The 25,993-nt window shown below is 66.4% G+C and carries 24 protein-coding genes, 1 tRNA gene and 1 pseudogene; 15 read left to right on the top strand and 11 right to left on the bottom strand.

Annotation, left to right across the window (positions count from 1 at the left end; genetic code table 11):
- Positions 1 to 353 precede the first annotated feature (353 nt).
- The 3 genes from Q9G87_RS02755 to Q9G87_RS02745 all read left to right on the top strand — a co-directional run bounded on the left by Q9G87_RS02755 (position 354) and on the right by Q9G87_RS02745 (position 4,855).
- A complete protein-coding gene (locus Q9G87_RS02755) occupies positions 354 to 1,568 on the top strand; it encodes a barstar family protein (RefSeq protein ID WP_305914544.1) in 1,215 nt (404 codons plus the stop codon).
- Between the two features lie 931 nt (positions 1,569 to 2,499).
- Complete coding sequence (locus tag Q9G87_RS02750; protein WP_305914543.1) at positions 2,500 to 4,464, top strand: pentapeptide repeat-containing protein; 1,965 nt, start codon at positions 2,500 to 2,502, stop codon at positions 4,462 to 4,464.
- Positions 4,445 to 4,855 carry a hypothetical protein gene (locus Q9G87_RS02745; RefSeq protein WP_305914542.1) on the top strand — a complete coding sequence of 137 codons (411 nt, stop codon included), beginning with the start codon at positions 4,445 to 4,447 and terminating at the stop codon, positions 4,853 to 4,855. Before Q9G87_RS02750 ends, Q9G87_RS02745 begins: the two co-directional genes overlap by 20 nt.
- A gap of 130 nt (positions 4,856 to 4,985) precedes the next feature.
- Here Q9G87_RS02745 and Q9G87_RS02740 read toward each other — a convergent pair whose 3' ends face one another.
- Positions 4,986 to 6,275, bottom strand: a complete 1,290-nt coding sequence (locus tag Q9G87_RS02740; RefSeq protein ID WP_305914541.1) for a hypothetical protein — start codon at positions 6,273 to 6,275, stop codon at positions 4,986 to 4,988.
- Positions 6,276 to 6,620: 345 nt separating this feature from the next.
- Between Q9G87_RS02740 and Q9G87_RS02735 the strand changes: the two genes are divergently transcribed.
- Together Q9G87_RS02735 and Q9G87_RS02730 are read left to right on the top strand one after the other, a co-directional pair.
- Positions 6,621 to 6,905 carry a hypothetical protein gene (locus tag Q9G87_RS02735; protein ID WP_305914540.1) on the top strand — a complete coding sequence of 95 codons (285 nt, stop codon included), beginning with the start codon at positions 6,621 to 6,623 and terminating at the stop codon, positions 6,903 to 6,905.
- Positions 6,906 to 7,197: 292 nt separating this feature from the next.
- Positions 7,198 to 7,890 (top strand): GntR family transcriptional regulator, encoded by a 693-nt coding sequence (locus Q9G87_RS02730; RefSeq protein WP_305914539.1) that lies wholly within the window; start codon positions 7,198 to 7,200, stop codon positions 7,888 to 7,890.
- Between the two features lie 12 nt (positions 7,891 to 7,902).
- On the opposite strand, the gene Q9G87_RS02725 is transcribed toward Q9G87_RS02730, so the two are convergent.
- Positions 7,903 to 8,316 (bottom strand): hypothetical protein, encoded by a 414-nt coding sequence (locus Q9G87_RS02725; protein ID WP_305914538.1) that lies wholly within the window; start codon positions 8,314 to 8,316, stop codon positions 7,903 to 7,905.
- A 163-nt stretch (positions 8,317 to 8,479) separates the two neighbouring features.
- Here Q9G87_RS02725 and Q9G87_RS02720 point away from each other — a divergent pair, with 163 nt between their 5' ends.
- The 9 genes from Q9G87_RS02720 (at position 8,480) to Q9G87_RS02685 (ending at position 14,262) form a co-directional block, all read left to right on the top strand.
- Positions 8,480 to 8,902 carry a plasmid replication, integration and excision activator gene (locus tag Q9G87_RS02720; RefSeq protein WP_305914537.1) on the top strand — a complete coding sequence of 141 codons (423 nt, stop codon included), beginning with the start codon at positions 8,480 to 8,482 and terminating at the stop codon, positions 8,900 to 8,902.
- A complete protein-coding gene (locus Q9G87_RS02715) occupies positions 8,902 to 9,168 on the top strand; it encodes a hypothetical protein (RefSeq protein ID WP_305914536.1) in 267 nt (88 codons plus the stop codon). Before Q9G87_RS02720 ends, Q9G87_RS02715 begins: the two co-directional genes overlap by 1 nt.
- Positions 9,165 to 9,476, top strand: coding sequence for a hypothetical protein (locus tag Q9G87_RS02710; protein ID WP_305914535.1), 312 nt, complete (start codon positions 9,165 to 9,167; stop codon positions 9,474 to 9,476). The genes Q9G87_RS02715 and Q9G87_RS02710 overlap by 4 nt, the downstream gene beginning before the upstream one ends.
- An 85-nt stretch (positions 9,477 to 9,561) precedes the next feature.
- Complete coding sequence (locus Q9G87_RS02705) at positions 9,562 to 10,980, top strand: FtsK/SpoIIIE domain-containing protein (protein ID WP_305914534.1); 1,419 nt, start codon at positions 9,562 to 9,564, stop codon at positions 10,978 to 10,980.
- Positions 10,977 to 11,129, top strand: coding sequence for a hypothetical protein (locus tag Q9G87_RS02700; protein WP_305914533.1), 153 nt, complete (start codon positions 10,977 to 10,979; stop codon positions 11,127 to 11,129). Before Q9G87_RS02705 ends, Q9G87_RS02700 begins: the two co-directional genes overlap by 4 nt.
- Complete coding sequence (locus Q9G87_RS61335) at positions 11,126 to 11,992, top strand: replication initiator (protein ID WP_452448552.1); 867 nt, start codon at positions 11,126 to 11,128, stop codon at positions 11,990 to 11,992. Before Q9G87_RS02700 ends, Q9G87_RS61335 begins: the two co-directional genes overlap by 4 nt.
- Positions 11,982 to 12,713 carry a replication initiator gene (locus Q9G87_RS61330; protein WP_452448550.1) on the top strand — a complete coding sequence of 244 codons (732 nt, stop codon included), beginning with the start codon at positions 11,982 to 11,984 and terminating at the stop codon, positions 12,711 to 12,713. Before Q9G87_RS61335 ends, Q9G87_RS61330 begins: the two co-directional genes overlap by 11 nt.
- Positions 12,710 to 12,901, top strand: a complete 192-nt coding sequence (locus tag Q9G87_RS02690) for a helix-turn-helix transcriptional regulator (protein WP_132612273.1) — start codon at positions 12,710 to 12,712, stop codon at positions 12,899 to 12,901. The genes Q9G87_RS61330 and Q9G87_RS02690 overlap by 4 nt, the downstream gene beginning before the upstream one ends.
- Positions 12,898 to 14,262: a tyrosine-type recombinase/integrase gene (locus tag Q9G87_RS02685; RefSeq protein ID WP_305914532.1), complete on the top strand. Its 1,365-nt coding sequence runs from the start codon at positions 12,898 to 12,900 to the stop codon at positions 14,260 to 14,262. Before Q9G87_RS02690 ends, Q9G87_RS02685 begins: the two co-directional genes overlap by 4 nt.
- A 218-nt stretch (positions 14,263 to 14,480) precedes the next feature.
- On the opposite strand, the gene Q9G87_RS02680 is transcribed toward Q9G87_RS02685, so the two are convergent.
- Positions 14,481 to 14,565: transfer RNA gene (locus Q9G87_RS02680), tRNA-Tyr, on the bottom strand.
- A gap of 322 nt (positions 14,566 to 14,887) precedes the next feature.
- Between Q9G87_RS02680 and Q9G87_RS02675 the strand changes: the two genes are divergently transcribed.
- Complete coding sequence (locus Q9G87_RS02675; RefSeq protein ID WP_371825718.1) at positions 14,888 to 15,379, top strand: YajQ family cyclic di-GMP-binding protein; 492 nt, start codon at positions 14,888 to 14,890, stop codon at positions 15,377 to 15,379.
- A gap of 159 nt (positions 15,380 to 15,538) precedes the next feature.
- On the opposite strand, the gene Q9G87_RS02670 is transcribed toward Q9G87_RS02675, so the two are convergent.
- From Q9G87_RS02670 to Q9G87_RS02635, 8 genes and pseudogenes are all read right to left on the bottom strand, one after another.
- Positions 15,539 to 17,029, bottom strand: coding sequence for a hypothetical protein (locus tag Q9G87_RS02670; RefSeq protein ID WP_305914530.1), 1,491 nt, complete (start codon positions 17,027 to 17,029; stop codon positions 15,539 to 15,541).
- An 8-nt stretch (positions 17,030 to 17,037) separates the two neighbouring features.
- Positions 17,038 to 17,889, bottom strand: a complete 852-nt coding sequence (gene htpX / locus Q9G87_RS02665) for a zinc metalloprotease HtpX (protein ID WP_305914529.1) — start codon at positions 17,887 to 17,889, stop codon at positions 17,038 to 17,040.
- 104 nt (positions 17,890 to 17,993) lie between these two features.
- The gene (locus Q9G87_RS02660) at positions 17,994 to 19,502 is read right to left on the bottom strand and encodes an NADH-quinone oxidoreductase subunit N (protein ID WP_305914528.1); all 1,509 of its coding nucleotides are present in this window, start codon (positions 19,500 to 19,502) and stop codon (positions 17,994 to 17,996) included.
- On the bottom strand, positions 19,499 to 21,124 hold the full coding sequence (locus Q9G87_RS02655; protein ID WP_305915120.1) for a complex I subunit 4 family protein: 1,626 nt from the start codon (positions 21,122 to 21,124) through the stop codon (positions 19,499 to 19,501). Before Q9G87_RS02655 ends, Q9G87_RS02660 begins: the two co-directional genes overlap by 4 nt.
- An 81-nt stretch (positions 21,125 to 21,205) precedes the next feature.
- Positions 21,206 to 23,188, bottom strand: a complete 1,983-nt coding sequence (locus Q9G87_RS02650) for an NADH-quinone oxidoreductase subunit 5 family protein (RefSeq protein ID WP_305914527.1) — start codon at positions 23,186 to 23,188, stop codon at positions 21,206 to 21,208.
- A gap of 320 nt (positions 23,189 to 23,508) precedes the next feature.
- Positions 23,509 to 23,823 (bottom strand): annotated as a pseudogene (nuoK, locus tag Q9G87_RS60520) (NADH-quinone oxidoreductase subunit NuoK); the annotation flags it as partial.
- A complete protein-coding gene (locus Q9G87_RS02640; RefSeq protein ID WP_305914525.1) occupies positions 23,823 to 24,449 on the bottom strand; it encodes an NADH-quinone oxidoreductase subunit J family protein in 627 nt (208 codons plus the stop codon). The gene Q9G87_RS02640 and the pseudogene nuoK, both read right to left, overlap by 1 nt.
- The gene (locus Q9G87_RS02635; protein ID WP_305914524.1) at positions 24,446 to 25,804 is read right to left on the bottom strand and encodes a NuoI/complex I 23 kDa subunit family protein; all 1,359 of its coding nucleotides are present in this window, start codon (positions 25,802 to 25,804) and stop codon (positions 24,446 to 24,448) included. Before Q9G87_RS02635 ends, Q9G87_RS02640 begins: the two co-directional genes overlap by 4 nt.
- Positions 25,805 to 25,993 lie beyond the last annotated feature (189 nt).

The raw sequence follows: 25,993 nt of genomic DNA, 5'->3' as shown, positions 1-25,993 counted from the left end.
AACCGCACCCAGGCGGGCGGGAAGTGCCGGCTGACTTCCTGTACGACAGCGTCGGCCTCGGACCCGATACGAGGGTATTCACAGGAGAGGGCACGCGAGCTCCCTGAAGGGCTGTCGATCATTGCTCCGTCCACAGACGCACCGATGTCCTCATGACCGGAGATCACCACCATGACACCCCACGGCTCATGGCTGGTCACCTGGACTCGCACCGCTTGCCCGGGGACAAGTCCAGCCCCCGCGGCCTCCAATCGCTGCATCCGGTTATTCTCCCGAACGCGGCTGTCAGTGCCTCCCGTGCTGGTGCCGCTGAGGCGTGTCCATCGGTTCTCCAGCCGTTAGGGTCTGTCGTGATGACGACTTCTGCTTTATCGGGCGCGCGGTGGTTGCTGCTGGACGAGTACACCGGTGAGGTGGGTGAGCCGGACGTCACGCTGGGCATGTGCCACGACATCGACGGGCTCTTCGTGGACCCCGACCCCTTGCCTCCGCCCGAGACCTTCACCCTGCTCGGCTGCGATCCGGCGGGTCCGCTGCTGGAGGCGCTGCGGCATCTGGGGACCGAGCGGGCGTGGCTGCCCAGCATCGCCCTGACGCCCGTTCACCGGCCGCAGCAGCGGCCCGACGGGTGCCGGGAGTACGAGCACGGGTGCACGTGCGAGGAGGAACTCATCGACGTCACCGTGGTCAGCCGACGACCGTCGGCGGCCCGGGACGGCCTGGTGGACCTCGACTTACGCGGATACGTCCGGCTGCTTCCGGAGTGTGGGCTGTCGGAGGAGAAGCCCGACGGGACGGGGTTTCGCCTGTCCGCGCTCGATAACGAGAAGCTCGGCGAATGCCTGGACGTTGCCGGAGTCTTTCGTGTGCGCCCCGCCGCGCCCGTCCGGCCGGTGACGCTGATCGGCTTCCGTCCCGAAGCGCCGCTGCCGTGGGTCAGCGAGGGACGCAGAATCACGGCGTCCCTCATAGCCGTCCAACGCGACGGACGCATTGCCGGAGGGGCCGGGGTGCTGTCGGCCGCCGTCGTTTCCGCCCAGCCGTCGAGGTTGGGCGACGGTCTGCTGGACATCGCCCTGAACGGCGGCGTGGAGGAGCCACTGCCGAGCGGCGCCCGTGAGATCTTCCAGACGTGGTACGACGGCGGCCCGGTCGAGCCCAACCTATGGGCACGTTACGACCGGCCGCTGCGGCACGAATGGCCAGGCCTGGCCGCCTGTCATCGTCCTCGGGGCCTGCCTGACAAACCAGCGGGAACGACGTATCACCTCGACGGCCGTTTCGTCACCGATATCGATGCCTTCTACTGCGCCGTCGGAGAGGCGATCAACGGTCCCGGCGGCTACTTCGGCCGCAACCTCCACGCCCTGCACGACTGCCTCTACGGCGGATGGGGCGCCGCCACCCCGTTCCGGCTGGTCTGGCACCACTCCGACGTGGCCCGCCGGCATCTCGTCCCGGGTTACGACCGGCTCACCCACGACCTGCGGTATTGGGGACCGAACGTCGAACTGGACGATCTCCTGGAGATCTTCTCCGAGCGTGGTGTCGAGGTCGAGTTCCGCTGATCCAACCACTGGCCGCCTCTCGTCTTTCAAATCGACACGGCCTCACCGCCACAGCCTGCTATGCACGATAGATCACCATCAGTATCAATCAGGGCACATGCCAAGATCGGAAGCTAATACCAAGCTGAGGGCATGAGCGTGAACCCGGTCGATGAGCAGGTTACGGGTACGGGATGCGCGTGGAAGCACGGCGAGTAGACCACTGTCCGGTGAGCCGGTGCTGAGGAACGAAGCGCCGGATCGTCGATCGCCCCCGACCACCAACGGAGGCCAGCCCACACGGGGCGATCGTAGGGCTGTATCCGTGCGGCGGCGTGGCACTGGAGTCGGCGAGATCGTTCGGGTCGGCGGGTTGGCGGTCGGTGTGGCGGCCCGTGCTGCTGCCGCCCGGGACCGGCCCCCAGGCCGCATGCCCGGGCGGCGGGCAAGCGACGGGCCGCTGTACGGCGGCGCGGCGCGCCGCCGCTTGATTCCTATGAGAATAATTCGGCAACGCCACCGGTGGTGACACGAGTGATGGCCAGTGATGGCTGTGTCAAGCATCAAGCGAGACAGTACACACCAGTGATGGCTGGGCCTACGCTGCGCCTACACGGGGACTTCACAGCGACCGGACAGCAACCGATTAAGCCAGAGACGCGGGGCGGGTTGCCCGGAGGCCGCTCGTACTACAGGTGGACCGACCGGCACCTACAGGCCGCTCTCATCGAGACAGCCTGGCTGCGGTCAGTGAAAGCTCGCCAAACAGTACTGAATAGTAGAGAGATCTTTCCGGCAAGCTCTGTCAGACTATTGCTCCTCAGGCTTATATCGAGGCAAGATCATGCTCAAAGGTGTCTTTGAGCCGCCGGGACGCGGGCTCGGCTGTAGTTTGGTCTTGCGGCTAGGGCAACGAGACTCGGCAAGACAGATACTTAGGGAACATATATTCGTGTTTGAAACGATTCGGCTCTGGGCTGAAGTGGTCCTTGCCGCTAGTGCCGCCGTCCTCGCCATGGCGGCTACCTATGCGCTGCGACTCCTCACACGAAGACAACGCCAGGCGGATCTTGCGGCCGCCGATGCGATGGAGCGTGAGACAACGCAGCAATACACCACCGCAGTCGAGCAACTGGGAAGCGACTCAGCCCCAGTGCAACTGGCCGGGATATATGCGCTAGAACGGCTAGGGCAAAACAACCCAAGCCTGCGCCAGACGATTGTTGACGTCCTATGCGCATACCTGAGGATGCCCCTGCCAAAGGATTCCGCTTCGAGGTTCGGTCAGAGCGATTCCCCTTTCAGCACGGAAGCGGACATCGACCTGCTCGATACAGATGAGCGCGCCGAAATAACGATCCGGTCCACAACGCAGCGGGTTATATCGACACATCTACGCTTGCCCAAAGATGGCAACACGTCGGACCGTTTTTGGCCACATATAAACCTCGATCTCACCGGCGCCAATCTCCGCGACTTCGACCTTACCGACTGCCACTTGCACTCTGCCACGTTTGCCAATGCAGTGTTTATCGGCCAGAGCAGGTTCTCACATACTCACTTCTCCGGTGAACTGATCTGCGACGGCAGCCACTTTACTGGCGACACACTCTATTATGAAGCAAGAATTGAGGGTTCCGCCCGCTTCTCCCATGCACACTTTGCGCAACAGTTCACGGCGGGTAATGCAGTTTTCGTTGGCGACTGTGACTTCAGTGGAGTCAACTTTGACCGCAATGCGACGTTCGATTCCACCACCTTCAACGGGCGCACGATTTTTCGAAATGCAAACTTCGGCTGGGATGCCTCTTTTGTAGATGCCCACTTTTCCGATGATGCATATTTTGATGCAAGTCAATTTAATCGTGATGCATTTTTTGACCGAGCGATCTTTCGTGGATACATCTCGTTTGAGGATTGCGTATTTAGAGCAGAACAATCATTTGACTCTGCCGTTTTTCAGAATGCCGACAGAACAATTCACCGCATTTCTACCACTTCTCACGATCTGGATAACGATCCGACAGTTCTATCAGAAATCGGGTCCGACCTTATTCAAGCATATTCAGAATCAGGATTGCAGCCCGATCTCGATAGAGCTGTAGCCGTGCTTCGAAGAGCGATTGAGCTAACCGAGCCGGACGCACCCGAGCTTGCCAGCAGGCTGTCGAACCTTGGGATCGCACTCCGCGCACGCTATGAGCACACAGGTCAGCAGCCCGATCTAGATGAAGCCATCACCACTCTTCAAAGAGCGACCGAGCTAACCGAGCCGGACACACCCGAGCTTGCCAGCAGGCTGTCGAACCTTGGGATCGCACTCCGCGCACGCTATGAGGGTTCGGGCGCCGCTGCGGATCTGAATGCGGCCGTGCATCATCTGCGGGAGGCAGTTGAGCTATCTCAACCAGACTCGTCTAGACTTCCTCAACAGCTCTCCAATCTCGCACTTGCCTTGGTTCATGAACACAATGTAACTCGCGCTCTAGCAAGCTTGGATGAAGCTATCAACCTGCTTCGCAGATCTATTGAGTTGCTGCCAAGCGACTCTGGCGTCAGGTCTGCCTATATCTCAAACCTCGCAACTGCCCTACAAGCGAGATACTCGGCAAGCGGAAATTTTGTCGATCTTGACGAGGCAATCACCTTGCTACGCAGTGTGATCGCGCAGCTAAGCCCGAGCGATAGATTCCTTTCTTCTTATGTCGCAAATCTAGCGTCGCTGCTAATCGAGCGGTATCGACCTCTAGGCGGTCAACCCCTGACCGATGCGATCGATGAGGCCATAAATCTTTATCAGACTGCTATAGAGATGGCCGGTCCAAGGGATCCCGCAGCACGCTTCTACAGAGATGCTCGTAACGAGGCTTTGGAGCTTCGACGCAGCCTTGTCGGCGGTGAGCGTCGTGACGAATGAAGCTCGTAGAAAGCTATCGATTAGGGGGCACCCACTATTTGCCGGTTTGTCAACCGCAGTTCTTGCGTCTGCAGTTGGAATCTCCATCAATATTGCCACAGAATTGGTTGCAAACCCAATCGCGTGGGCGGCAGTTGTGTTGGCCACGGCAGCAAGTGGCGGGACTGCGGCCTGGTTCAGCAGGGAGCAGCCGGAAAGGTTCACCGAGATTGTGGAGGAGACCTCGGAGGAAGAGGTTCCTAAAAGACTGCGTAGCGAAAAGAGGGCAACCTCTCGCCGAATCACCAAGGGAGTAGTGAAGAGAAGGACTATCGAGATTCGACCAGACGGTACACGGCTAGAAACAATCGAGTTTTTTAGCGAAGAGCTAGCCCGCGAAGACAAGGGATAGCCAGAGGCCACAAATAGCACAGGCTGCTTGGAGAGCTATTAGGGTCCCGTTCATGTTTGTCATTGCGAGACTGGCCGTAACAGACCAATGATCCGCAGCGCGGCCGTCAATCTACTTAATAGTCCTATGCTTAGTCGAGCAGGTCCGGGCGACGGTTCGCGAGGGCTCGCCGTGCAATCACAAACCGTTCGTGGAATTCTTCGGCGAGCGCTTCTCTTCGGTAGCGTTGCCGTAGGACGCGGTCGAGGTCTCCCGCGCGGTTGACGAGGTCGGTGAGCGAGCGTCGGTCGATGTCGAATGCGGCCATGCCCTCTTCAACCGCAGCGTCGAGGTCGCCGCGTCGGGCGTAGATGATGCCGAGGTCTATGTGGGCGTCGGCGACGCGCATGGGGGCGTTGGAGGTGCCGTCTGGGCGGGTGTGCATCTGGATGGTTTCGCGGGCGTGTTCTTCGGCGCGGTCGTCGTCGGCGAGCCAGGTGTAGCAGGTGGCGGCGTAGAAGACCCACTTGGCGTGGTCGAAGACGAAGTGGTGGTCTGGACGGTCGGGCGTGGGCAGGCTGCTGAGGACTTCGGCTCCGCGGGTCAAGGCGCGGTCGGCTTCGCGGCGGTCGCCGATGCGGGCGAGGCCGCGGGCTTCTTGGAGGGTGAGTTGGACCATGGCGCTGCTGGTGCCGGCTACGGCCTGGCCCATGCGGGCGGCGGTGACGACGTCTTCGTAGCGGCCTTCGACGAGGGCGAACCAGGCAGACATTTCGTGTGCCCATCCCATGAGTTCGCCGTGCCCTACCTGACGACCCATTTCGAAGGCGGTACGTCGGGCGGTCTCGGCCTCTTCCCTCTCACCCAGGTCATAGTGGACGCACCCCAGCAGAGCGGTGAGCCAGCCGGTGATCACGAGCAATTCACGGTGCTGGTCAAGGGTGAGACGTCCGGCGAGTAGATGGTTGATCTGGGCCAGGCGCTTTTGCGTGCGATCACGCAGTGTGCCAGCGGGTACCACTGGATAGGCGCGGCACAGCAAGTCGACGGCCTCGGCGAGAGCCTCCAGCGTTCCGGTTCCGACGTCGGATGCCTGGAGTTGCTGGGCAAGCTCCATCGTCCCGTACAAGTCAGCCTCCGCCCGCAGGGCATCCATCGGCATGACTTTCGCCTCGATGAGGCGGCTGGCTGTCTGCCTGTTCGGTGAGAACCCCAGCGCTTCGGGTTCCATGCCGGTCAACTGAGTGAGCGCCAGCCGGTACGGCGTGCGTGGCCAGCGGACTTCGCCGGCCTCCCAGCGGCGGACCCGTTCCTCGTCGCACGTCAGGCGTTCGGCGATGCCTACCGGTGTGGCGTTGATGCGGTCGGCCATGTCCGCGCGGGTGAGCCTGTGCTCGTTGCGCCAGGCACGTAGGCGAACGTTTGGGATGTAGTCGGGCATCTGCGGTTCTTCCTCCCGGCTGGGGGCTCGAAAGGGGAAACAAGGGGGCCGTTCAGGGGTCCTGCTCAGATGCGGTTGCCGGTGGACTTGTCATCAATCAACCACGGTACGTCACGCGGCCTCCCGCCACAGGGAACGCCGGATGAACGAGGAGATGGCGACGGTGATCCGGCCTGATGAGAAGAGCGATGGTGCGCCCTGCCCCGCATGTCGGGGACGCGGGATCAAGCTGCGTGACTCACGCCGTGCGCTCCTCATCGATGACAGCGACGGAGAGCCGTCCACAAGTGGGGAGCGGGAGTGTCTCGACTGCCTCGGAAGCGGCCGGGCCGAAGGGAGCGAAAGGTGAATTCGATCATGCTGGCGGCGATGACCGGCTTCGCGCAGGACCAAGACGAGGGCGACATGCTCGTCCGGCTGCGTGACCAGCTCACGAACCTCGGTGTCAACGCCGAACTGCGGGACAACAACAGCGCGCTCATGGTGCATCCCGCTGCGCCGGGCCTGCCGGTGTGGGTGTTCGTCGGGTACGGCGGGGCCTACTACTCGTGGCAGAACGCGGAGAGGCGTCACCCGACGAGCGATCCGGAGGGTGCGGCAAGCGTCCTGGCTGAGTACATCGCCAGGTGATGACGGGCACGGCGAGGCGGGTTGCTCCCGGTCGGAGGGGAACGGGCGCTCATCCCGCCCGCCTCGTCGTGCCTCCTCTCTCGGCAGGCGGGTTTAGCGGTATCCCACGTCGCCATCCCCCGGGGCCGTGCGCTGGTCTACCTGCCGAGTTCGTTCGTATGGCCGTCGCTTCTTCAATCCGCGTGGACACGCAGTGGCGATCCGGTTACGCTCAAACTTAGTAAAACAACTTGTCGGGTGCTGGACGGTCATGATGTCACTAGAGTCCGTGCCACCGAAGTATGCACAGCTTGTGCACACTCTTCAGCGGCGTATCGAGTCAGGGGACTACCCGCCGGGCGCCCTGCTGCCGAGCGAGAACCAGCTCATCCAGGAGTTCAGCGTCTCCCGTCCCACCGTGGTCGCCGCCCTGCGCGTGCTGCGTGAGCAGGGCTGGATCGAGTCCCAGCAGGGCAAGGGGCGCTTCGTGCGCGGCCGTCCGGCCATGGCCTCCATTGAGCAGAAGCGGCCTGGACAGGCGTACCTGACCAAGCCGGAGGCCGGCACTACGGGCGAGGTTGTCGAAGTGGGCGCTGTGGCGGCCCCGAACCGCGTTGGTGTGCTGCTGGACGTGCAGCCCAAGAGCAAGGTGTTCGTTCGGCGGCGGCTCATCGTGCGTGACGGCGAGCCGACCGAGCTGGTGTCGCTCTGGCTGCCGTTGGATCTCTCCGGCGGTACGGACCTCACCAGTGGTGAGCCGTTGCGGCAGGGGTTCCGAGAACATCTTCAGGCTCGTAAGGGCGTCCGGTTCGACCACATCGTGGAGCAGATCACCGCGCGCATGCCTGCGTCCGACGAGGCAAAGCAACTGGCCATGCCCAAGAACATCCCGCTCCTAGCGGTCTTCGGCGCTGTCCGTGATGCCTCCGGCCGGCCCCTTGCTGTCGTCGAGGTCCTGCTCCCTGCTGACCGGCACGAGTTGGAAGACGCCTACCCGATCACGTGATCGGGCTGCCGTCTATGTGCAGCGGTGGTCCCAATCGCTGGAGCTGATGTCGCTGAACTCCACAACGACGGCTCTACCGTCTCCGGTGTCCTCGCCCCAGGTCAGACGGACGTTGGACTCGTTCTCCACTCCGGCAATCGCGGCCTTGCGGTAGTAGGCACCGATCTCCCCCGCCGACAGGCCGGTGCTGAGAGGCAGTCGGATCTCATAGTGGCAGTAGTCGCCACTTCCACCGGAGTTCTTGCCGAATTCGGCTTCGGTGTCGCCATTGCTGCGTGTCTCAGGCGGCAGCGGGATGGCCAGCACTCGCTCATGAAAGTCGTCGAGCCGGGCATCGTCGCGCCACACCGGCTTCATGATCAGCAGGAACAGCCCGACCAGCGGGGCGATCACGGCCACGGCTAAGCAGCCCCACAGGATTCGCATCAGATCCTCCCCAGATGTCCGACCATCGGCTTGGGCGCCTGTCTATCGCACAGGTGACACACCCGTCACCTCACACTCAGTCACTTGACCTAGCAAGCTACGCAGAGTTACGGTCTAACTACTTGATAGGTCGAGTGCCTGTCATCCAAGAGAGGAATCCGTTATGGCTCTACAAGGCCCCATCCCCGTCACCTTCGCCATGGTCTTCCCGCACGGCTGCTACATCGTCGGCGAGGTCGAGCCGGTCAAGGACTTCGACGCCTCGTCCAACGGCCGGTTCGTGCAGTCTCGCGACAAGCAGACCGGAGAGCTGGTCTGGCAGGTCGCGGTCATGGACGGTGACCCGACTCTCAAGCCCGCGCAGAAGACGGTGGCGGTCAAGATCCTGGCTCCGGTCCAGCCGGTGCCGCCGTCGCCCATGCCGGGGCTGCCGTTCACGCCCGTCGAGTTCGACGGGGTCTCCATCACGCCGTACGTCAACGGCAACGGTCGTCTCGCGTACTCGATCAAGGTCCGTGAGATGCACGCTCCACGCCAGACCGCCCAGACCGCCCCGACGAGCAAGGCCGGAAAGGACGCCGCCTGATGACCCGTCGCCGTACCCCTCGCAACAGCGTGATCCGGCTGACCACCGGCCACGCCGCCCGCACTATGAACCACCCGTTCACCCGCCGTGAGCCCGTCCTGGCGCTCGACTTCGGCGCTACCTCCGTCCTGGTCACCACGAGCGGACCCGTCACGGAGGAGGACCTGGAGTTCGCGCGCCAGCTCGCCCGCGAGGCCTCCCGCTTCGCCCGTTCCATGGAGCGCAGCTTCTACGGGCTCCCCGATGGTCAGGGAGTGGCGGCGTGAGCGAGCACCGGCCCTACACCTACGTCACCCTGTCCGTGCGCCCCGAGTCCGCGCCGCACGTCGGGGTCTCCTTCCACACAACGCGTCTCAAGGTTCGCGCCGGAATGCTGCTCAGCAATCCGCGGCCGTACCTGGAGTTCAGCTCCCACGAGGCGGACGTGCACATCTCCACCACCGGAGCTGGGCCGGTCACGGACGCCGACCTGGCCACCGCCCGAGAGATCTTCAACGCCGCCGCTCGCTACCTGGCCGACTGCGAGTGCCTGCACGCCGAACAGTCGGCCAAGGACGCCACAGACGCGGCCTGACAAGAAGCGGGGCCGCTGGAAGCGGCAACTTCCGGCGGCCCCTCGGTTCTCCCCTGACTGCGACATCACGAGAGGTTTCCAGCTTATGTTCAAGCGGCTGCCTGGCGATGAGGCGCGCAGCCTCGTCTCCACTACGCCCGACACGGCCGTCGTCTTCCGCCCGGCCGTGCTCAAGACTCCTGCCGTCGTCACTCTGCTCATCTACGGCTGGCGCTTCCTTGCTGGCCTCGTTCGTACGATCTGGCGGCATCCCGTCGCCGTCGCCGTACCGGCCGCCCTCGGCGTCATCTGGACCTGGCACGGCTGGCCCCTCGCGGCCTCCACGCTCGGCATCGTCGTCCTGGCCTTGATCTCCTGGGCCTTCGCCGATCGTTACTCCTTCTCCCGTCTGGTCGGCTGGCGGCTGCTGGCCTGGTGGCGGCTCATGTCGGTCTACCGCCGCCACTGGCAAGCCGTCATGGACGTCTCCGGCCTCGCCAAGCGCGTGCACGGCCGCGACTACCTGCCCGTCCTCGCCCGCGTCCAGTGCGATGGCTGGGCCGACCGGATCACCGTCCGCATGCTCAAGGGACAGGCGATCAAAGACTGGGCCGACCGCATCGACAACCTCGCCCAGGGCTTCGGCGCTGCATCCTGTCGCGTCGCGCTCATCAAGGGCGGACGCCTGCTGTTGACCTTTCCGCGTAGCGATCCGCTCGCTGAACCTATACCCGCGCTCCCCATCCCAGAGGAGCCGACCGTGGGGCCGGTCGAGATCGGTAAGCAGGAAGATGGGCAACCGCTACGGCTCAAGGTGCACGGCACGCACGTCTTGATCGCGGGGGCGACCGGGGCCGGCAAGGGCTCATTCCTGTGGGCCACCATCCGCGGCTTGCTTCCCGCCATGCGGGCTGGCCTCGTAGAAGTCTGGGCGCTCGATCCCAAACTGATGGAGCTGTCCTTCGGACGAGAGTTGTTCCAAGGCCGCTACGCCGCCGATCCAGCCGACTGCGCCGACCTCCTCGACGAGGCCGTCAGCGTCATGCAAAAGCGGGCCGCCCGCTTCTCCGGTCTCCAGCGCTCCCATATCCCGGCCATCGAGGATCCGTTCGTCCTGGTGCTCGTCGACGAGGTGGCGTTCCTGACCGCCTACCAACCCGACAAGCACCTCCGGCAACGCATCTCCGCTGCTCTGGCCACGCTCGCCACCCAGGGCCGCTCGGTCGGCGTCGGTGTCATGGCGGCGCTCCAGGACCCACGCAAAGAGGTCATGAACATCCGCAACCTCTTCCCTGACAAGATCGCTCTCCGGCTCGACGAGTCCGAGCAGGTGGACATGGTCCTCGGCGACGGTGCAAGGGATCGCGGCGCTCTCGCCGACCACATCTCGCCCATCCCCGAGCAGGGTGCGGGCGTGGCCTACATGCGCATGGAGACCTCGCCAGAGCCCATCCGCGTGCGCGCTGCATACGTCTCCGACGCCGACATCCGCGCCATGGTCGCCGAGTTCAGGGAGGCCGCGTGACGACACTCGCTCACTTCCTTGACGGCCTGCGCTGCTCGATTTGTGGCGCGCTCAACGTCCTGTGGCTCGATCCGCTCCGTGGCGTCGTCGAGTGCGCTGAATGCGGCCAGACCGCCCTCACCGTTCCCGACGAAGGGAGGACCGTATGACCGATCGTTCCCTTCCCCGCGCGGTTCGGATGGCCATGCCGATGGCCCGTGATGTCGTCGAAGAGGTCGCCAAACTGCATGGGGTGTGCATCCGGCCCGTACCGCTCCGGCGACTCGACACCGTGACGGGCAAGTCCGAGATCATCGATGTCCCGTGCGGTTCCACGCTGGAGAGCAAGTGTCCACCGTGCGCCAAGCGCAACCGGCAGCTCCGCATGGCTCAGTGCCGTGAAGGATGGCACCTCGACGAGGAGCCCACCATCACGCCGGACGAGGCGAACGAGGAACAGCGCTGGCTCGTCGAGTTCCGCGCCGACATGCAGGCCAAGCGTGACGCCGCCGAGAAGGCCAGCGACGACACCACCGAATTGGACGCGATCATCACCGGTCTCGATGAGGAGATCACCGCCGCTGGCATGCGCGGTAGCGTCCTCGGGCGTACCACTCCCAAGCGCTCTCGCTCGACCAGACGGCGGCAGGACGTGCCGGACCTGCCCAAGCGCAAGATGGCCAACACCACGCTCGGGCGCACCTTCCAAGCCGCAGACGGCAAGACCTACCGGCCCTCCCTGTTCGTCACGCTGACCTTGCCCTCGTACGGCAAGGTCCGTGACGGCGTGCCCGTCGATCCAGACGCGTACGACTACCAGCGTGCCGCTCGAGACGCGCTGCACTTCTCCAAGCTCGTCGATCGCTTCGTGCAGAACCTTCGCCGTGTCGCAGGCTACGACGTGCAGTACTTCGCCTCTGTGGAGCCGCAGAAGCGGCTCGCCCCCCACCTGCACATGGCCATCCGTGGCACTCTGCCGCGCGCCGAGATCAAGCAGATAGCCGCCGCCACAGGCCAACAAGGTGCTCTTTGACGGCCACCACCTGCCCGTCTGGCAGGACGGCACCGGCTACCTCGACCCAGAGACCGGTGAAGTCCTGCCCACCTGGGACGAGGCCCTAGACCAGCTCGACGCCGACGAAGACGCCGAGCCCCAGCACGTGATCCGCTTCGGCGAACAAGTCGATATCCAAGGCGTTCTCGCCGGGACACCGGACGCCGACCGGTGCATCCGCTACCTGTCCAAGTACCTCACCAAGTCGATCGCCGAAAGCCTCGACGGCGGACACTCCCAGCGTGAGCACGCCGCCCGCATGCTCGATGCTCTCCGCTTCGAGCCCTGCTCACCTGCCTGTCCGAACTGGCTGCGCTACGGAGTCCAGCCCAAGGACGCCAAGGCTGGCATGGCTCCGGGCCGATGCCGTGGCAAAGCCCACAAGCCCGATCACCTGGGCTACGCCGGACGCCGCGTTCTGGTCTCCCGTAAGTGGTCGAACAAGACACTCGCCGAGCACAAGCAGGATCGCCGTACCTGGGTCCTGGAAGCCCTCGGCCAACTCGACGAACCCACCGACCCTCATCGCTATGTGTGGCGGCCTGTCCCGGCCGGAGACGCCAACGTGCCGCCTCTCTCCGTCCGGCTCCTCAGATCCGTCCACGAACGGCAACGATGGCGTGCCCATCTCCGCGAGTTGGAAGCCAGAGCGGCAGTACAAGATCTTTCGGCAATCGAGCTCACGGGGAGGGCCGCATGACGAAGCGAGACGAGCTGCTGACCGTGGCTCAGGTCCTCGACGAGCTCGGCGGCGTCTCCCGCCGCACCTTCTACCGCTGGCGCGAGATCGGCAAGGCTCCGGAGGGCATCCGCCTGCCCAACGGCGAACTGCGCATCTACCGCAGCGATCTCAACGCCTGGCTCGAATCTCTCCGGAGCGCCGCATGACGACCTCCTACGACGTGAAGTTCTTCGAGATCAGCCGCAACAAGTCCAGCAAGACGCCTTCCTACGTCGTCCGCTGGTCTGTCGCCCGCAAGCGCTCCTCCAAGACCTACCGAACCAAGGCTCTGGCCGAGAGCTTCCTGTCTGATCTCCGGCAGGCGGCCAAGCGGGGTGAGGCGTTCGATGTGGACTCCGGGCTTCCTGCGTCCATGCTCAAGGCCAAGGACGCTCGGAGCGTGCTGGAGTTCGCCCAGGCGTTCATAGAGATCAAGTGGCCACATGCGGCGGCCAAGAGCCGAGACAGCATGTCCGACGCTCTCGCAACGGTCCTGCCCGCGCTGACCAAGGATCGCGCAGGCCGCCCGGACGCTCGCGAGCTTCGCACGGTCCTGCGCAAGTGCCTCCTCCTGCCCGAGGACAAACGGCCGGACGTGCCGCAGCAGCACGCTGCCACGGCCTCCTGGCTCAAAGCGGCCTCGCTCGACCTGGGGAGCCTGGAGGAGGCCAAGACGGTACGGCTCGCCCTGCACGCCCTGACGCTGTGCCTCGATGGCAGCGCGGCGGCCTCAACGACGATCGCTCGCAAGCGTGCCGTCTTCCACTCGCTCCTGGAGTACGCGGTGGAGCTGGAGGAGCTTTCGGCAAATCCGCTGCACAAGGTCAAGTGGAAGCCGCCCAAGACCACCGAGACCGTAGACCCGCGCGTTGTGGTGAATCCCCGCCAGGCACAAGAGCTGCTGACCGCAGTGACCTACGTAGGACGGCGCGGCAGGGGCCGGCGGCTGATGGCTCTCTTCGCCTGCATGTACTACGCCGCTTTGCGCCCGGCCGAAGCAGTCGGCCTCCGCATCCAGGACTGCCACCTCCCTCCGTCAGGCTGGGGGCGGCTGACCATCGACGTGTCCCGGCCAGAGGTCAACACCCAGTGGACCGACAGCGGGGACGCCCACGAAGAACGCGGCCTCAAGCATCGAGGTAGGCAGGATGTCCGGCCGGTCCCTATCCCACCAGTGCTAGTCAACATCCTTCGCGAGCACATCGCGGAGTACGGGACGGCCAAGGACGGCCGTATCTTTCGAAGCGAGCGAGGCGGAGTTGTCGCCTCCACCGCCTACACCGAGGTCTGGCAGGGTGCCCGGATCCTGGCCTTCACGCCCGCCCAGGTCGCCTCTCCGCTCGCCAAGCGCCCGTACGATCTCCGGCACGCGGCAGTTTCCCTGTGGCTCAATGCAGGCGTCTCAGCTCCGGATGTGGCCGAACGAGCGGGCCACAGCGTCGATGTCCTCCTGAGGGTCTACGCCAAGTGCATCGACGGCCAACAGGAGATCGCCAACAAGCGGATCGGCGACGCCCTCGCCGCATGACCGCATACCAACCGCCCTCAGAGCCCCGGCCCACCACCGGGGCTCTTCATCTTGGCCGCGTATTGGCCGAATCCGGTGTCCGACCTGCGGAAACACACTCAAGATCATTGCACGCATATTGGTGGACCAGCGACAACGGGCCGCTCAGAGCGGCATCCGGCTGCACACCCCTGAAACGCAGAAGAGGCCCCGAAGGGCCTCTGACCTGCTGTTACTGCTGGTGGCAGGTGCAAGGTTCGAACTTGCGTAGGCTGAGCCGACGGTTTTACAGACCGCTCCCTTTGGCCACTCGGGCAACCTGCCGTGTCTTCCGCTCTCGCGGCGACACACAGAAGGATAGCGGACTTCCGAGGTGTACGTGACACCGGTTTGTCCCTGCCGGATTGTGGCGTCATGCTCGACCGGAACCAGCCCGGGCACCCCATCCACCTACCTGGCCAAGCGGTGCGGTTCTGGGCAAGGGATCATGAAAGGTGATCATCGGTGTACGGGGGGCGGTGTCCTGCGCGGCGGGCCGATGCTGGCTAGGCTCGTTCGCTGGGTCCGTTCGTTCGCTATTCGTGCGTTCGCGACGCCGGTGCAGGCGGGATCCGCGTAGTGCTTCGCAGCTGAAAGGGTGGGTGTTTTGGCCGATTCGTCTTTCGACATCGTTAGCAAGATCGACCGGCAGGAGGTCGACAACGCTCTGAACCAGACGGTCAAGGAGATCGGGCATCGGTTCGACTTCAAGGGCACCGGGGCGAGCATCAGCTGGTCCGGGCAGAACAACATCGAGATCAAGGCCAACAGCGAGGAGCGGGCCGATGCCGCGCTCGACGTGTTCAAGGAGAAGGTGGTCAAGCGAGGGCTCTCGCTGAAGATCCTCGACGCCGGTGAGGCCAAGCTGTCCGGTAAGGAATACCGCATGCTGGTCAGCCTCAAGGAGGGCATCGACCAGGAGCACGCCAAGAAGATCTCCAAGCTGATTCGCGACGAGGGGCCCAAGGGGGTCAAGGCGCAGATTCAGGGCGAGGAGCTTCGGGTGAGCTCGAAGAAGAAGGATGAGCTGCAGGAGGTCATCTCGCTGCTCAAGGGCAAGGATCTGGACATCGCGTTGCAGTTCGTCAACTACCGATAGCGGTGGTCGTGGTCACCTCCGAGGCGGCACGCGGTCGTGGGGGTCGTGGAGAGCCCGCGGGAGGTGGGTTCGGACGTCTGACAGCATGGCCGGACGTGGTTGGTTGATACGCGGGCGGCCATGCTTCTCTTCTTCTGCTGGTGGCCGTGCTGCGGAAGGTCACTGCGGGCGGCGCAGGATTCGCGTGGCTCCCGCGATCAGAGCCGTTGCCAGGATCCAGCCTGAGACGATCAGGGCGTACGCCAGCCACTGCGTCCATCCGTGCGGGTCGAAGTGCTCTCGTTGCCCGAATGCGGGCAGGGGGAGCAGGAGGTCGAAGGTGTACGCGAATGAGTTGAAATCGGGGCTCTCGGCGGGCTTGAGGGCTCTGGGTGGGTTGAGGCCGAAGACGACCGCGCCGATCGCCAGCAGGAGCGTGAACCATAGGCCTGCCAGCCAGGGGCGGTAGCCGTATCCGACCGCGACGTCGAGCAGGCGGCCCCATAGCCGGCCGCCTAACCCCTGGGTCTGGCGTCTGGCGCGGAGTTTGGCCAGCTGGGTACGGCGGGCGAGCGCGTCGTTGCCGTCGCTGAGGTACCAGGCCGCCAGTTGCTCGTACGGCTGCGGGCGGAAGCCCTCGGGGTCCCGCGTGACCCATTCGACCCTCCGTTTGACGCCGGAGCGCAGGCGGTCGTACGTCAGGCCGTTCAGGCGCAGCTTCGCCGGCCACGTTTCGGGGTCGTCATGCAGGGTGCCTACCTTGGAGTGCGTGAGAGTGACGACGCCGTCGACGGGTTCGGCGGGCTTGAGGTAGAGCTCGCGGACCTCCATGTGGCTCATGTGGAGGGCGTAACGGGTGTCGGGGCTGCTCACGGTGCCGTTGAGGGAGAACGTCCCGTTGATGCGGGCGCCTCGGAGTCGTACGCAGCCGTCTGCGTGGAATCCGTCGGTGCAGCGCATGATGTCCTCGACGACCATGTTGTCAGCGGTGAGGGCGTCCTTGCCGGGATTGCGGAGTGTTGCGTTCTCGAGGAAGAGTCCGCCGTTCAGGCGCGCGCCGACCAGGCCGACACCGCCGGTGAGGTCGGCGTTGCGCAGGTGCATGCCCGCGTCCACGATGGTGGCGTTCGCGTAGAGAGCCCATTCGCCGTCGTCGCCCACGATCTTGGTGCCGGCGAGCCACAACCCGCTCTCGAACTGGGTGCGGGCGACGCGGACGGTCCCGGTGATGTTGGAGCCGGAGAGGCTGAGGTGGCCGGCGACCCGCATGCCGCCGCCGTTGAGGCCCGGGAACGCGCAGTCGGTCAGGCGGATCGAGCGGGTGGTGGCGTTGGTGAGCTGGATGGATTCGTCCAGGTGGCAGCCGCTCAGCGCGAATTCGTGCTGGATGGTGCCGCCCAGGAGGGCGATTTGGCCGGTGATGCGCGCACCGCGCACCCGTACTGCGGGAACCTGACCTGCGCCCGCCTCGCGGGCGCCGAGCAGCAGGGAGGAGATGACCTTGGCGCGGATCGTCCGCTCGGGGCCCCACGTGTCGCCGTCCTTCGGAGCGTTCTCTCCCGCGGGGCTGTCGGAGGCGCGGGTGACCGGGCCGAGTTCGACGAAGTCACCTGTGGGAAACGCGTTCCACAGTTTGCGCTCGGCTTCGGTCAGCCGGGGGGTTCGGCCCATCTGGTCGATCAGCGGCGGTAGCCGGCCATGCGCTCGAGGCGGGCGACGCGCTCGGACGTAGGCGGGTGGGTGGAGAAGAGGCGGCCGAAGCCGGAGCCGCTGAATGGGTTCGCGATCATCATGTGGGAGGCCGAGGTGAGGCGGCTGTTCTCGGGGAGCGGATGCCGGCGCGCGCCCATCTCGATCTTGCGGAGGGCGGAGGCCAGGGCGAGCGGGTCGCCCGTGAGCCTGGCGCCCGACTCGTCGGCCTGGAACTCTCTCGTACGGGAGATCGCCATCTGCACCATCCCTGCCGCCACCGGACCCAGGACCATCATCAGCAGCGCGCCTACGAAGCCCGGGCCCTCGTCGTCGTCGGAGCCGCCGAAGAACACGGCCACATAGCTGAGCCAGGTGATCATCGTAGCCAATGCGCCGGCCACGGACGAGACGAGAATGTCCCGGTTGTAGACGTGCGACAGCTCGTGCCCGATCACGCCGCGCAGCTCGGTCTCATCGAGCAGCTGGGTCAGCCCGTACGTGACGCACACCGCGGCCTTACGCGGGCTTCGGCCCGTCGCGAACGCGTTCGGCTGTGCCGTCGGCGAGATGTACAGCCGTGGCATGGGCTGCCGGGCCTCGGTGGACAGCTCGCGCACGATCCGGAAGAGCGTGGGCTGCTCGACCTCGCTGACCGGCCTGGCGCGCATGGCCGACAGCGCGATCCGGTCGGAGAAGAGGTAGGCCGCGCCGTTGCTCGCCAGGGCGAGCACGAGCGCGATCTGCACACCGGTTCCGCCGCCCAACCACGCGCCCGCCGCGACAATCAGCGCCGACAGGCTGCCGAGTAGCACGGCTGTGCGCAGACCGTTGTGATGCAAGGTTCCCCCCTTCGTGGTCGAGGTCCACCACGTCCAACGACGATGACCCGGCTCTTCGTTCCCCGGCGTGCTCAGTTGAGGGCGGAGTGCGACTTTCTCGTTTCTCACCTGATGGACAGTGTGGTCATGTCCAGGACCAGTTGGGGTGCGATCGAGAACAGGATCGCCGCTGCCACGGCCAGGCCCATCGCGGGCCAGATCGCCGGTGACGGGCGGTGCGCGGCGGGTGCCGCGGCCTCTGCAGGGGTGAACAGGCGTGCCGTCCAGACGGCGTAGTAGTAGAGGCCGATCACCGTGTTGACGGCCATGACCAGCGCGAGCCAGCCGGTGCCGCCCTCGATGATCTCGCGGAAGACGAAGACCTTGGCGAAGAGCCCGGCCAGGCCCGGCGGCAGACCGGCCAGGCAGACCAGGCAGAACGCGAGCGCGATGCCCGCCGCCCGATTGCGGTAGACCAGGCCGCGGTAGTCGTCGAGCTCGTTGCGGGCGGCTGTTCTGGAGACGAGCATGACGACCGCGAACGCGCCGAGGTTCATGGCCGCGTAGATGACGAGGTAGGCGGTGGACGCGCCGATCGCGCCCGCCGTGCCGACCGCCAGCGGGGCCAGGATGTAGCCGGACTGGGCCACCGAGGACCAGGCCAGCAGGCGTACGGCCGAACGCTGGCGCAGGGCGAGCAGGTTGCCCACGGTCATGGTCAGCGCGGAGATGATCGCGATGATCGGGGTCCAGGTGGCGGCCTGCCCGGACAACGCCGCGACCAGGATGAGGATCAGCCCGGCGAACCCCGTCGCCTTGGAAATGACCGACAGCAGTGCGGCCACCGGGATGGGAGCGCCCTGGTAGACGTCGGCCGCCCAGGAGTGGAACGGCACGGCGGCGATCTTGAACGCGAACCCGGCCACGACGAGGACGACACCGACCGTGACGACGGCGGGCAGGCCCTGGTCGGCGGGCAGCGCCGCGCCCGGCGCGGGGATCTGGCCGCTGAAGACGGCGGCCAGGCGGGACAGGTAGACCGTCCCGGCGATGCCGTACAGGAGGGAGACGCCGAACAGCATGATCGCCGTGGAGACGACGGACACGACGAACAGCTTCACGGCCGCCTCGGAGGAGCGCCCGTCGTAACGCTTCAGCGCGGTCAGGGCGAACACCGGGAGCGAGACGAGCTCCAGTGCCACCACCAGCATGATCAGGTCTCGGGAGGCAGGCAGGCTCACCGCGCCCACGAGGGTGCAGAGCAGGAGGAAATACCACTCACCGACCGGGATGCCGCCGCTTGCCAGCTCCGTCATCGACATCAGGACGACGACCACGGCCGCCACCAGCACCAGGCCCGCGAAGACGAGCGTGAAGCCGTCCGCGACGAAGGAGCAGAGCGTCCCCTCGGTGGTGAGATTGGGGGGGACGCAGAAGGTCTGGCCGCCGCCGGTCGCCGTCTGGGCGATGACGAAGCCCAGGGAGGTCAGGACGCCGGCGAGCGTGGTCAGGCCCAGCGTGGTCTTCGTACGCGGGCGGGCGGGGAGGAAGGCGTCGAGCAGCAGCACCAGGCCGGCCACGACGGCCAGCACTAGCGGGGGCGCGATGACGAAGTAGTCGATCTGCTGGATCATGAGATGGCTCCCAGCAGGGTCTGCACGGCCGGCGTGGTGAGGGAGAGCAGGAGACCTGGCCAGAGGCCGAGCAGGAGGATCAGGGCCACGAGCGGCGTCCAGGCCAGCAGTTCGTAGGTCCTGATGTCGGCTGCCGCCGCCGGCGCGAGGACGGCGATCTGTTGCGGCGGCGAGCCGAGGGGGACGACGGGGCGTTCGTCCGGGGTTTCGCGGACCAGGCGGTCGTCCGCGGCTTCTGGTGGGAGGTCCGCGATCAGCAGGGGGCGGCCGTGGGTGACGCGGGAGAGCATCACCAGGAAGTACGCGGCCGTCAGGACCGCGCCCAGGCCCCCGATCGCCATGTAGGTGAGGAACAGGCCGCGCGGCAGGCCGTTCGCCGGCTGATAGGAGCCGTAGAGCGCCAGCATTTCGCCCCAGAACCCGGCCAGCCCCGGCAACCCGAGCGAGGCGATCGACGCGTAGGTCAGCAACGATCCGAGCCGCGGCAACGTTGTCAGCATGCCGCCGCCCAGCGACGGCATGTCGGCGGTGTGGTAGCGCTCCTTGATCGCGCCGGCCAGGAAGAAGAGCAGGCCGGTGATCAGACCGTGGGCGACGTTGGCGAAGAGCGCGCCATTGATGCCGACCGGAGTCAGCGTGGCGAAGCCGAGCAGGACGAAGCCCATGTGGCCGACCGAGGAGTAGGCGATCATACGTTTGAGGTCGCGCTGGGCGAGGCACGCCAGGGCCCCGTACACGATGCCGACCACCGCCAGGGCGCCCAGCCACGGCGCCACCGCCGCCGCCCCCTCGGGGAGGATGGGGATGGCGATCCTGGCGAAGCCGTACGTGCCCATCTTCAGCAGCACCCCGGCCAGCAGCACCGAGCCCACGGTGGGTGCCTCCGTGTGGGCATCGGGCAGCCAGGTGTGCAGCGGCCACATGGGGGTCTTGACCGCCAGGCCGATGCCGATCGCCACGAAGGCCAGGATCTGCACCGATCTGGCCATACCGCTGCCCTGGGCCGCGCTCAGCGCCTCGATGTCGAGCGTGCCGGTCTGGGCCCAGACGAGCAGCAGGCCGAGCAGCATCACCACCGAGCCGAGCAGCGTGTAGAGGATGAACTTGATCGACGCCGCCCGCCGGCCCTCGCCGCCCCAGATGCCGATCAGGAAGTACATCGGGATCAGCACGATCTCGAAGAACACGAAGAAGAGCAGCAGGTCGAGGGCGAGGAACGTGCCGATCATGCCGACTTCGAGCACGAGCAGCGTGAACACCAGCGCCCTCGGCCTGGTGCCCATCAGCTGGCCGGGGGCTCGGGCGCTGCCCCAGGAGAGATAGACGAAGCACAGGAAGGTCAGCAGGGCCGTCAGCGCGATCAGCGGCAGCGAGATCCCGTCGAGGCCGAGGTGGAAGCGGAGCCCGAGTCCCGGGATCCAAGGGATGTCCACTTCGAACTGCTGCCGCGAGGCCTGGCCGTAGTCGAACATCGCCACCAGCAGGGCTGCCAGGGCCAGGGTGATGCCCGAAAGGATCAGTCCGTACGTGCGCAGCGCCGGGCGGAGGGCCTGCGGGGCCAGGACGAGGGCGAGTGCGCCCAGCAGCGGCACGGCCAGCAGCGAAACCGGGATCCAGCCCATCATGCGGACACCACCGCCCAAGCGCTCACGGGCCGTCCGGTCATGCGAACATCACCGCCCAAACGCTCACGGGCCGTCCGGTCATGCGAACACCACCGCCCCTACCGCGATCAGGAGGACACCGGCCAGGATGCCGCTGATGTAGAGCTGGACGTTGCCGTTCTGGGCCAGGCGCAGCACCCCGGCCAATCCGCGGGCCGACCTGCCGGAGCCGCGGACCGCGCCGTCCACGACCACGTCGTCCGTCCTGACGACGAGCCTGGCCAGGGCCAGGACCGGGCGGACAAACAGCGCGGCGTACAGCTGGTCCACATGGAACGCCTGCTCACATGGCGCCCGCAGTGGGCCCAGCAGGCGTGCGGGGTCGGCGATGGGGTCGATGCGCCAGAAGGCGTAGACCACCCCCGCGCCGAGCAGCGCGAGCACGACGCTGATGGCGGCCACGCCCAGATCCACGTGGAGTTCGCCGGCGAAGCCGAGCAGGAGCGCGGGGACGGCGAGGAGGATGAGGGGCACCAGCATCGTCCGCGGGGCTTCCGTGACGTCCACGACGTGGGCCGTGCCGGGTTCGGGCTCGGGCAACGCAACCGCCCTCGCCTCGCCGAAGAACGTGCGGAGCCAGGCTCGGGTGGCGTACGCGCCGGTGACGGCCACGGTGGCGAGGCCGCAGCCGTAAAGCAGGAGCGCTGCCGCGTCCGTCAGCGTGCCGGTGGCCAGGGCGTCGTCCATGGCTGCCAGGATCGCGTCCTTGCTGAAGAAACCGCTGGCCGGAGGGATGCCCATGAGGGCGGCGAAGCCGATCGTCATCGTCACGAACGTGATCGGCAGCTCCCTGCGCTGGCCGCCCATCTGCGTCATCAAGTTGGAGCCGACGTGGTGGATCACCGCGCCGGCGCAGAGGAACAGCAGCGCCTTGAACGCGCCATGTGTCAGCAGGTGGAAGATGGCCGACGTGTCGGAGCCCGCGGCCAGGCCGCCGGCCATGTAGGCGAGCTGGCTGACCGTGGAGTAGGCGAGCACCCGTTTCAGGTCATCCTGCGCCAGCGCGGCCAGGGCGGCGCCGAGCATGCCCAGTGCCGCCACGACGGCCAGCACGTCCATCGTGGGCGGGGCTTCGCGGAACACGTCGAAGAGCCTGGCGACGATGAAGATCCCGGCGGCGACCATGGTGGCAGCGTGGATCAGGGCGCTGATCGGCGTCGGGCCCGCCATGGCGTCGGGGAGCCAGGTGTGCAGCGGGACCTGGGCGCTCTTACCGGCCACACCGGCCAGGAGAAGCATGGTGGCGGTTACGGTGGTGGCCGTGGACATCTCTGGCACCTTGGCCAGGACGTCGGCGATGCGGAAACTGCCCGCCGCCTGGCCCAGCACGAAGATCCCGAAGAGGAAGCCGACGTCACCGAGGCGGGTCACGAGGAACGCCTTCACCGCGGCGCGCGAATTGCCCCGGTCCTCCCACCAGTGGCCGATGAGCAGGTAGGAGCAGAGGCCCATGATCTCCCAGCCGACGTAGAGGACCAGGAGGTCCCCTGCGTAGACGACCAGGAGCATCGCGCTGGTGAACAGGCTGATGAAGGCGCTGTAGGAGGGGTAGCGCGGGTCGTCTTTGAGGTATCCGACCGAATAGACCTGTACGGCCAGGGCTACGAGCGTGACCAGGACGCCGAGGAGGCTGGACAGAGGATCGGCCTGGAGGGTGAGTGAGATCGGGATGGCGCCGGTGGTCACCGTGCCGTAGGTCTGGCCTGTGGGCTGTGGTGCCGTGGTGGTGCCCGCCAGGAACGCGAAGCCCGGGTCCCAGGCCAGCCAGGCTGCCAGCACTGCCGAGGCGGCGGTGGGCAGGATGGCCAGCCAAGCCGCGCGGGCATTCGCACGCTGCCCGTCGGTTGCCGCGGTCTGGGGGGCGGTGTCGCTTCCGCTGCCGTGGGGCGGCGGGTGAATGGTGGCTGGGCGCGGCGGGTGAATGGCGGCGGCTGGGCGTTGGTGGGGCCAGCGTGAAAGCAGCAGGCCCGCGAAGGCGGCCAGGAAGGGCAGGAGGACGGCCAGCAGGGGGAAGGTCGTCATCGCCGGCCACCTCGGTTCACCGGCTGCTCGCTTCCGTGGCCGTCCTGGGCTTCTCCCTGAGTGCCTCGGTGCTCCCGGGGCTCCGGCGTGTCGGCTGTGCTGTCGCCGTCGGAGTCAGGGGCGCCGTGGGACGGCTGTGCTGTGGGAGCGACCGTGGGGTCGGGCCTATCCCCCGGGAGGCTCGCCTGAGTGCGTGCCGGTGCCGTCAGGCCGTCTGTTGTGGCTCTGGTGGGTGGAGAGGCGGAGGTGGCTCTGGTGGGCGAAGAGGCGGACGCGACTCCGGTGGGCGCAGAGGCGGATGTGGAGATGAGGGCCGGAGGGTCGTCGGCGGGCTCGGCGAGGTCGCGGAGCTGGTCGATGTCGACCGTGCGGCGGTTGCGGTAGAGGGCGAGGACGATCGCGAGGCCCAAGCCCACTTCGGCGGCCGCGATGACGATGACGAAGAGGGTGAGCACCTGGCCGCTGTGCAGGCGGTCACGGAGCCATACGTCGAACGCCACCAGGTTGAGGTTGACGGCGTTGAGCATCAACTCGACCGACATCAGCACGAGGATCGTGTTGCGGCGGGCGAGCACGCCGTAGACGCCGATGGAGAAGAGGAGCGCGGAGACGACTGCCGGGTAGACGATATGCACTAATGACCCCCGGTTTGATCGGGTGCCGAGCTACCGCCGGTCTGACGGCGTCCCGAATTTCCCGCGGAATCGCCTGTTTGGTCTGGTGGTGAGCCGCCGGGGATGTCCGTACGGGACAGCACGATGGCGCCGATCAGCGCGGCGAGCAGCAGCACGGACAGGGCCTCGAAGGGCAGCACCCAGGTCGCGAATATGCTTGCGCCCAATTCCTTGGCGGCGCCGGGGCCGGGTGTCAGCGGTGTGTACGCCGTGCGGAATCCGTCGATCACCACCGTGACCAGGATCGCGGCCGTCGACACCGCCACAAGGGCAGAGACGAGCCGGTTGCCGCTGTCGAGGTCCGCGGAGCGGCCGATGGGGGCGCGGGTGAGCATGATGCCGAACAACAGCAGCACGACCACCGCGCCCACGTAGATAAGTACCTGGACCCAGGCCACGAACTCGGCCGTCAACACCAGGTAACAACCCGCCAGGGCCCCGAAGCAGACCACGAGCCAGAGGGCCGCGTGGACCAGTTGCCTGGTCGTGACGACAAGCAGCGCCGATCCAACCGCTACCGCACCCAGCAGCAAGAACACTATTTCTTGCCCGGTGGGTGACAGGTAGGAGGGCACCGCTTCGGTCACGACTCCTCCTCGGACTCCCTTGTTTCGTCAGGGCCGAGCCGTCCGGGCGGGCGGATGGACCGTGGGTCGGCCATCTTGTGCCTGCGGGGGCTCGCGGCAGAAGTCTGCTCCTCCGGCTCGGGCCGTGGTTGCGGATCGGCCGAGGCTGTGGACAACTTTTCTGCGGTTGCATCGCCTGTGGATGAAGCCGGTCCCTGGGACTGCTCTCCAGCCTCGTCCGTAACGTGCTCTCCGGCCTCGTCCGTGACGGCCTCGCCCTCGGAGCGGGCGGGGAGAGCGCCGGGTGGCCTGATTCCGCGTACGTTCGACATCGGCCGGCGTTCGCGCTGAGGCCTGCCTGTGGGGCCTGTTGCCGGTGCGGGGCCCTCGCCGGGCGCGTTCGTCGTCGGTTTCGCCTCTTGCGCGTGGGCCGTGGGGTCTGTCCTCGCGGCGTCGTCGGCCGCTTCCGCCCTTGTGGGGGTGGTTGTCGCGCCTGCGCTGGTCTGTTCGGACGTGGCGTCGCGGGCAGGCGTACGGTCCGTGGGCTCGGTGCCGGCGGGCTCGGTGCCGGCGGGCTCGGTGCCGGCGGGCTCGGTGCCGGCGGGCTCGGTGCCGGCGGGCTCGGTGCCGGCGGGCTCGGTGCCGGCGGGCTCGGTGCCGGCGGGCTCGGCCGACGTGGGCTGTTCGGCACTCGGGCTAGCGGGCTGTTCGGTGGCGGGGCCCGACACGCCTTGGGTGGCCGGGCCCGACACGCCTTCGGTGGTGGGACCCGACACGCCTTCGGTGGCCGGGCGGGCCGGACGGTCGACGGACGGGCCGGCGCCGCGATCAGAGGCCGGGCGTGAGGGGCGGTCGGCACCCTGGCGGGCCGGACGGTCGCCAGACGGGCCGGTGCCGCGATCCGCAGGTGGGCGGGGGGAGCGGTCCGGGGCCGGGCGGCGGGGGGCGGCGGTGAGTTCCTTAGGGGGCTCGGCGCCGGGGTCGTGGGCCGGAGGCGGGGGAACTGTCTGGGTCCAAGCCGCCAGCTGGTCCTTCTCATGCACGAGGTTGCGGATGTCACCCTCGGCGTACTCGAACTCCGGCGACCAGAAGAGCGCGTCGAACGGGCACACCTCAATGCAGATGCCGCAGTACATGCAGAGGGAGAAGTCGATGGCGAAGCGGTCGAGAACGTTGCGCTGGCGGGCGCGGCCGCCCTCGGGAGCCGGGATGGTCTCCTTGTGGGAATCGATGTAGATGCACCAGTCGGGGCACTCCCGGGCGCAGAGCATGCAGGAGGTGCAGTTTTCCTCGACCAGGGCGATGACGCCGCGGCTGCGGGGCGGGAGGTCGGGCTTGACCTCGGGATACTGCTGCGTCACCGATCTACGCAGCATGTGGCGAAGGGTGATAGACAACCCCTTTGCCAGTCCGACTCCCGGCATCCTCCCCATATCAACATCATGTCGCACTTAGCGCCGCAGGTGAATGAGCCAGAGCGTTGTCCCCAGTTTTTTCCACAGTCATCCACAGGCTGGCGGGAGGTTATCCACAAGCTGATGACATGCCCGGTATGAACCGCGACA

It is taken from the genome of Nonomuraea turcica, assembly GCF_030718205.1.
Classification (GTDB): domain Bacteria; phylum Actinomycetota; class Actinomycetes; order Streptosporangiales; family Streptosporangiaceae; genus Nonomuraea.
The sequence above is the reverse complement of the archived record's forward strand: the minus strand, read 5'-3'. Positions and strand labels throughout refer to the sequence as shown.

What these genes read in the sequence shown, in the direction of transcription:
- Q9G87_RS02655 (WP_305915120.1), bottom strand. Translation starts at nt 21,124, where the DNA reads ATGGGCTGGATCCCGGTTTCGCTGCTGGCCGTGCCGCTGCTGGGCGCA.
- Q9G87_RS02715 (WP_305914536.1), top strand. Translation starts at nt 8,902, where the DNA reads ATGACCCGTCGCCGTACCCCTCGCAACAGCGTGATCCGGCTGACCACC.
- Q9G87_RS61335 (WP_452448552.1), top strand. Translation starts at nt 11,126, where the DNA reads ATGACCGATCGTTCCCTTCCCCGCGCGGTTCGGATGGCCATGCCGATG.
- Q9G87_RS02635 (WP_305914524.1), bottom strand. Translation starts at nt 25,804, where the DNA reads ATGCTGCGTAGATCGGTGACGCAGCAGTATCCCGAGGTCAAGCCCGAC.
- Q9G87_RS02705 (WP_305914534.1), top strand. Translation starts at nt 9,562, where the DNA reads ATGTTCAAGCGGCTGCCTGGCGATGAGGCGCGCAGCCTCGTCTCCACT.
- Q9G87_RS02685 (WP_305914532.1), top strand. Translation starts at nt 12,898, where the DNA reads ATGACGACCTCCTACGACGTGAAGTTCTTCGAGATCAGCCGCAACAAG.
- Q9G87_RS02670 (WP_305914530.1), bottom strand. Translation starts at nt 17,029, where the DNA reads ATGGGCCGAACCCCCCGGCTGACCGAAGCCGAGCGCAAACTGTGGAAC.
- Q9G87_RS02650 (WP_305914527.1), bottom strand. Translation starts at nt 23,188, where the DNA reads ATGACGACCTTCCCCCTGCTGGCCGTCCTCCTGCCCTTCCTGGCCGCC.
- Q9G87_RS02660 (WP_305914528.1), bottom strand. Translation starts at nt 19,502, where the DNA reads ATGATCCAGCAGATCGACTACTTCGTCATCGCGCCCCCGCTAGTGCTG.
- Q9G87_RS02690 (WP_132612273.1), top strand. Translation starts at nt 12,710, where the DNA reads ATGACGAAGCGAGACGAGCTGCTGACCGTGGCTCAGGTCCTCGACGAG.
- Q9G87_RS02740 (WP_305914541.1), bottom strand. Translation starts at nt 6,275, where the DNA reads ATGCCCGACTACATCCCAAACGTTCGCCTACGTGCCTGGCGCAACGAG.
- Q9G87_RS02720 (WP_305914537.1), top strand. Translation starts at nt 8,480, where the DNA reads ATGGCTCTACAAGGCCCCATCCCCGTCACCTTCGCCATGGTCTTCCCG.
- Q9G87_RS02755 (WP_305914544.1), top strand. Translation starts at nt 354, where the DNA reads ATGACGACTTCTGCTTTATCGGGCGCGCGGTGGTTGCTGCTGGACGAG.
- Q9G87_RS02725 (WP_305914538.1), bottom strand. Translation starts at nt 8,316, where the DNA reads ATGCGAATCCTGTGGGGCTGCTTAGCCGTGGCCGTGATCGCCCCGCTG.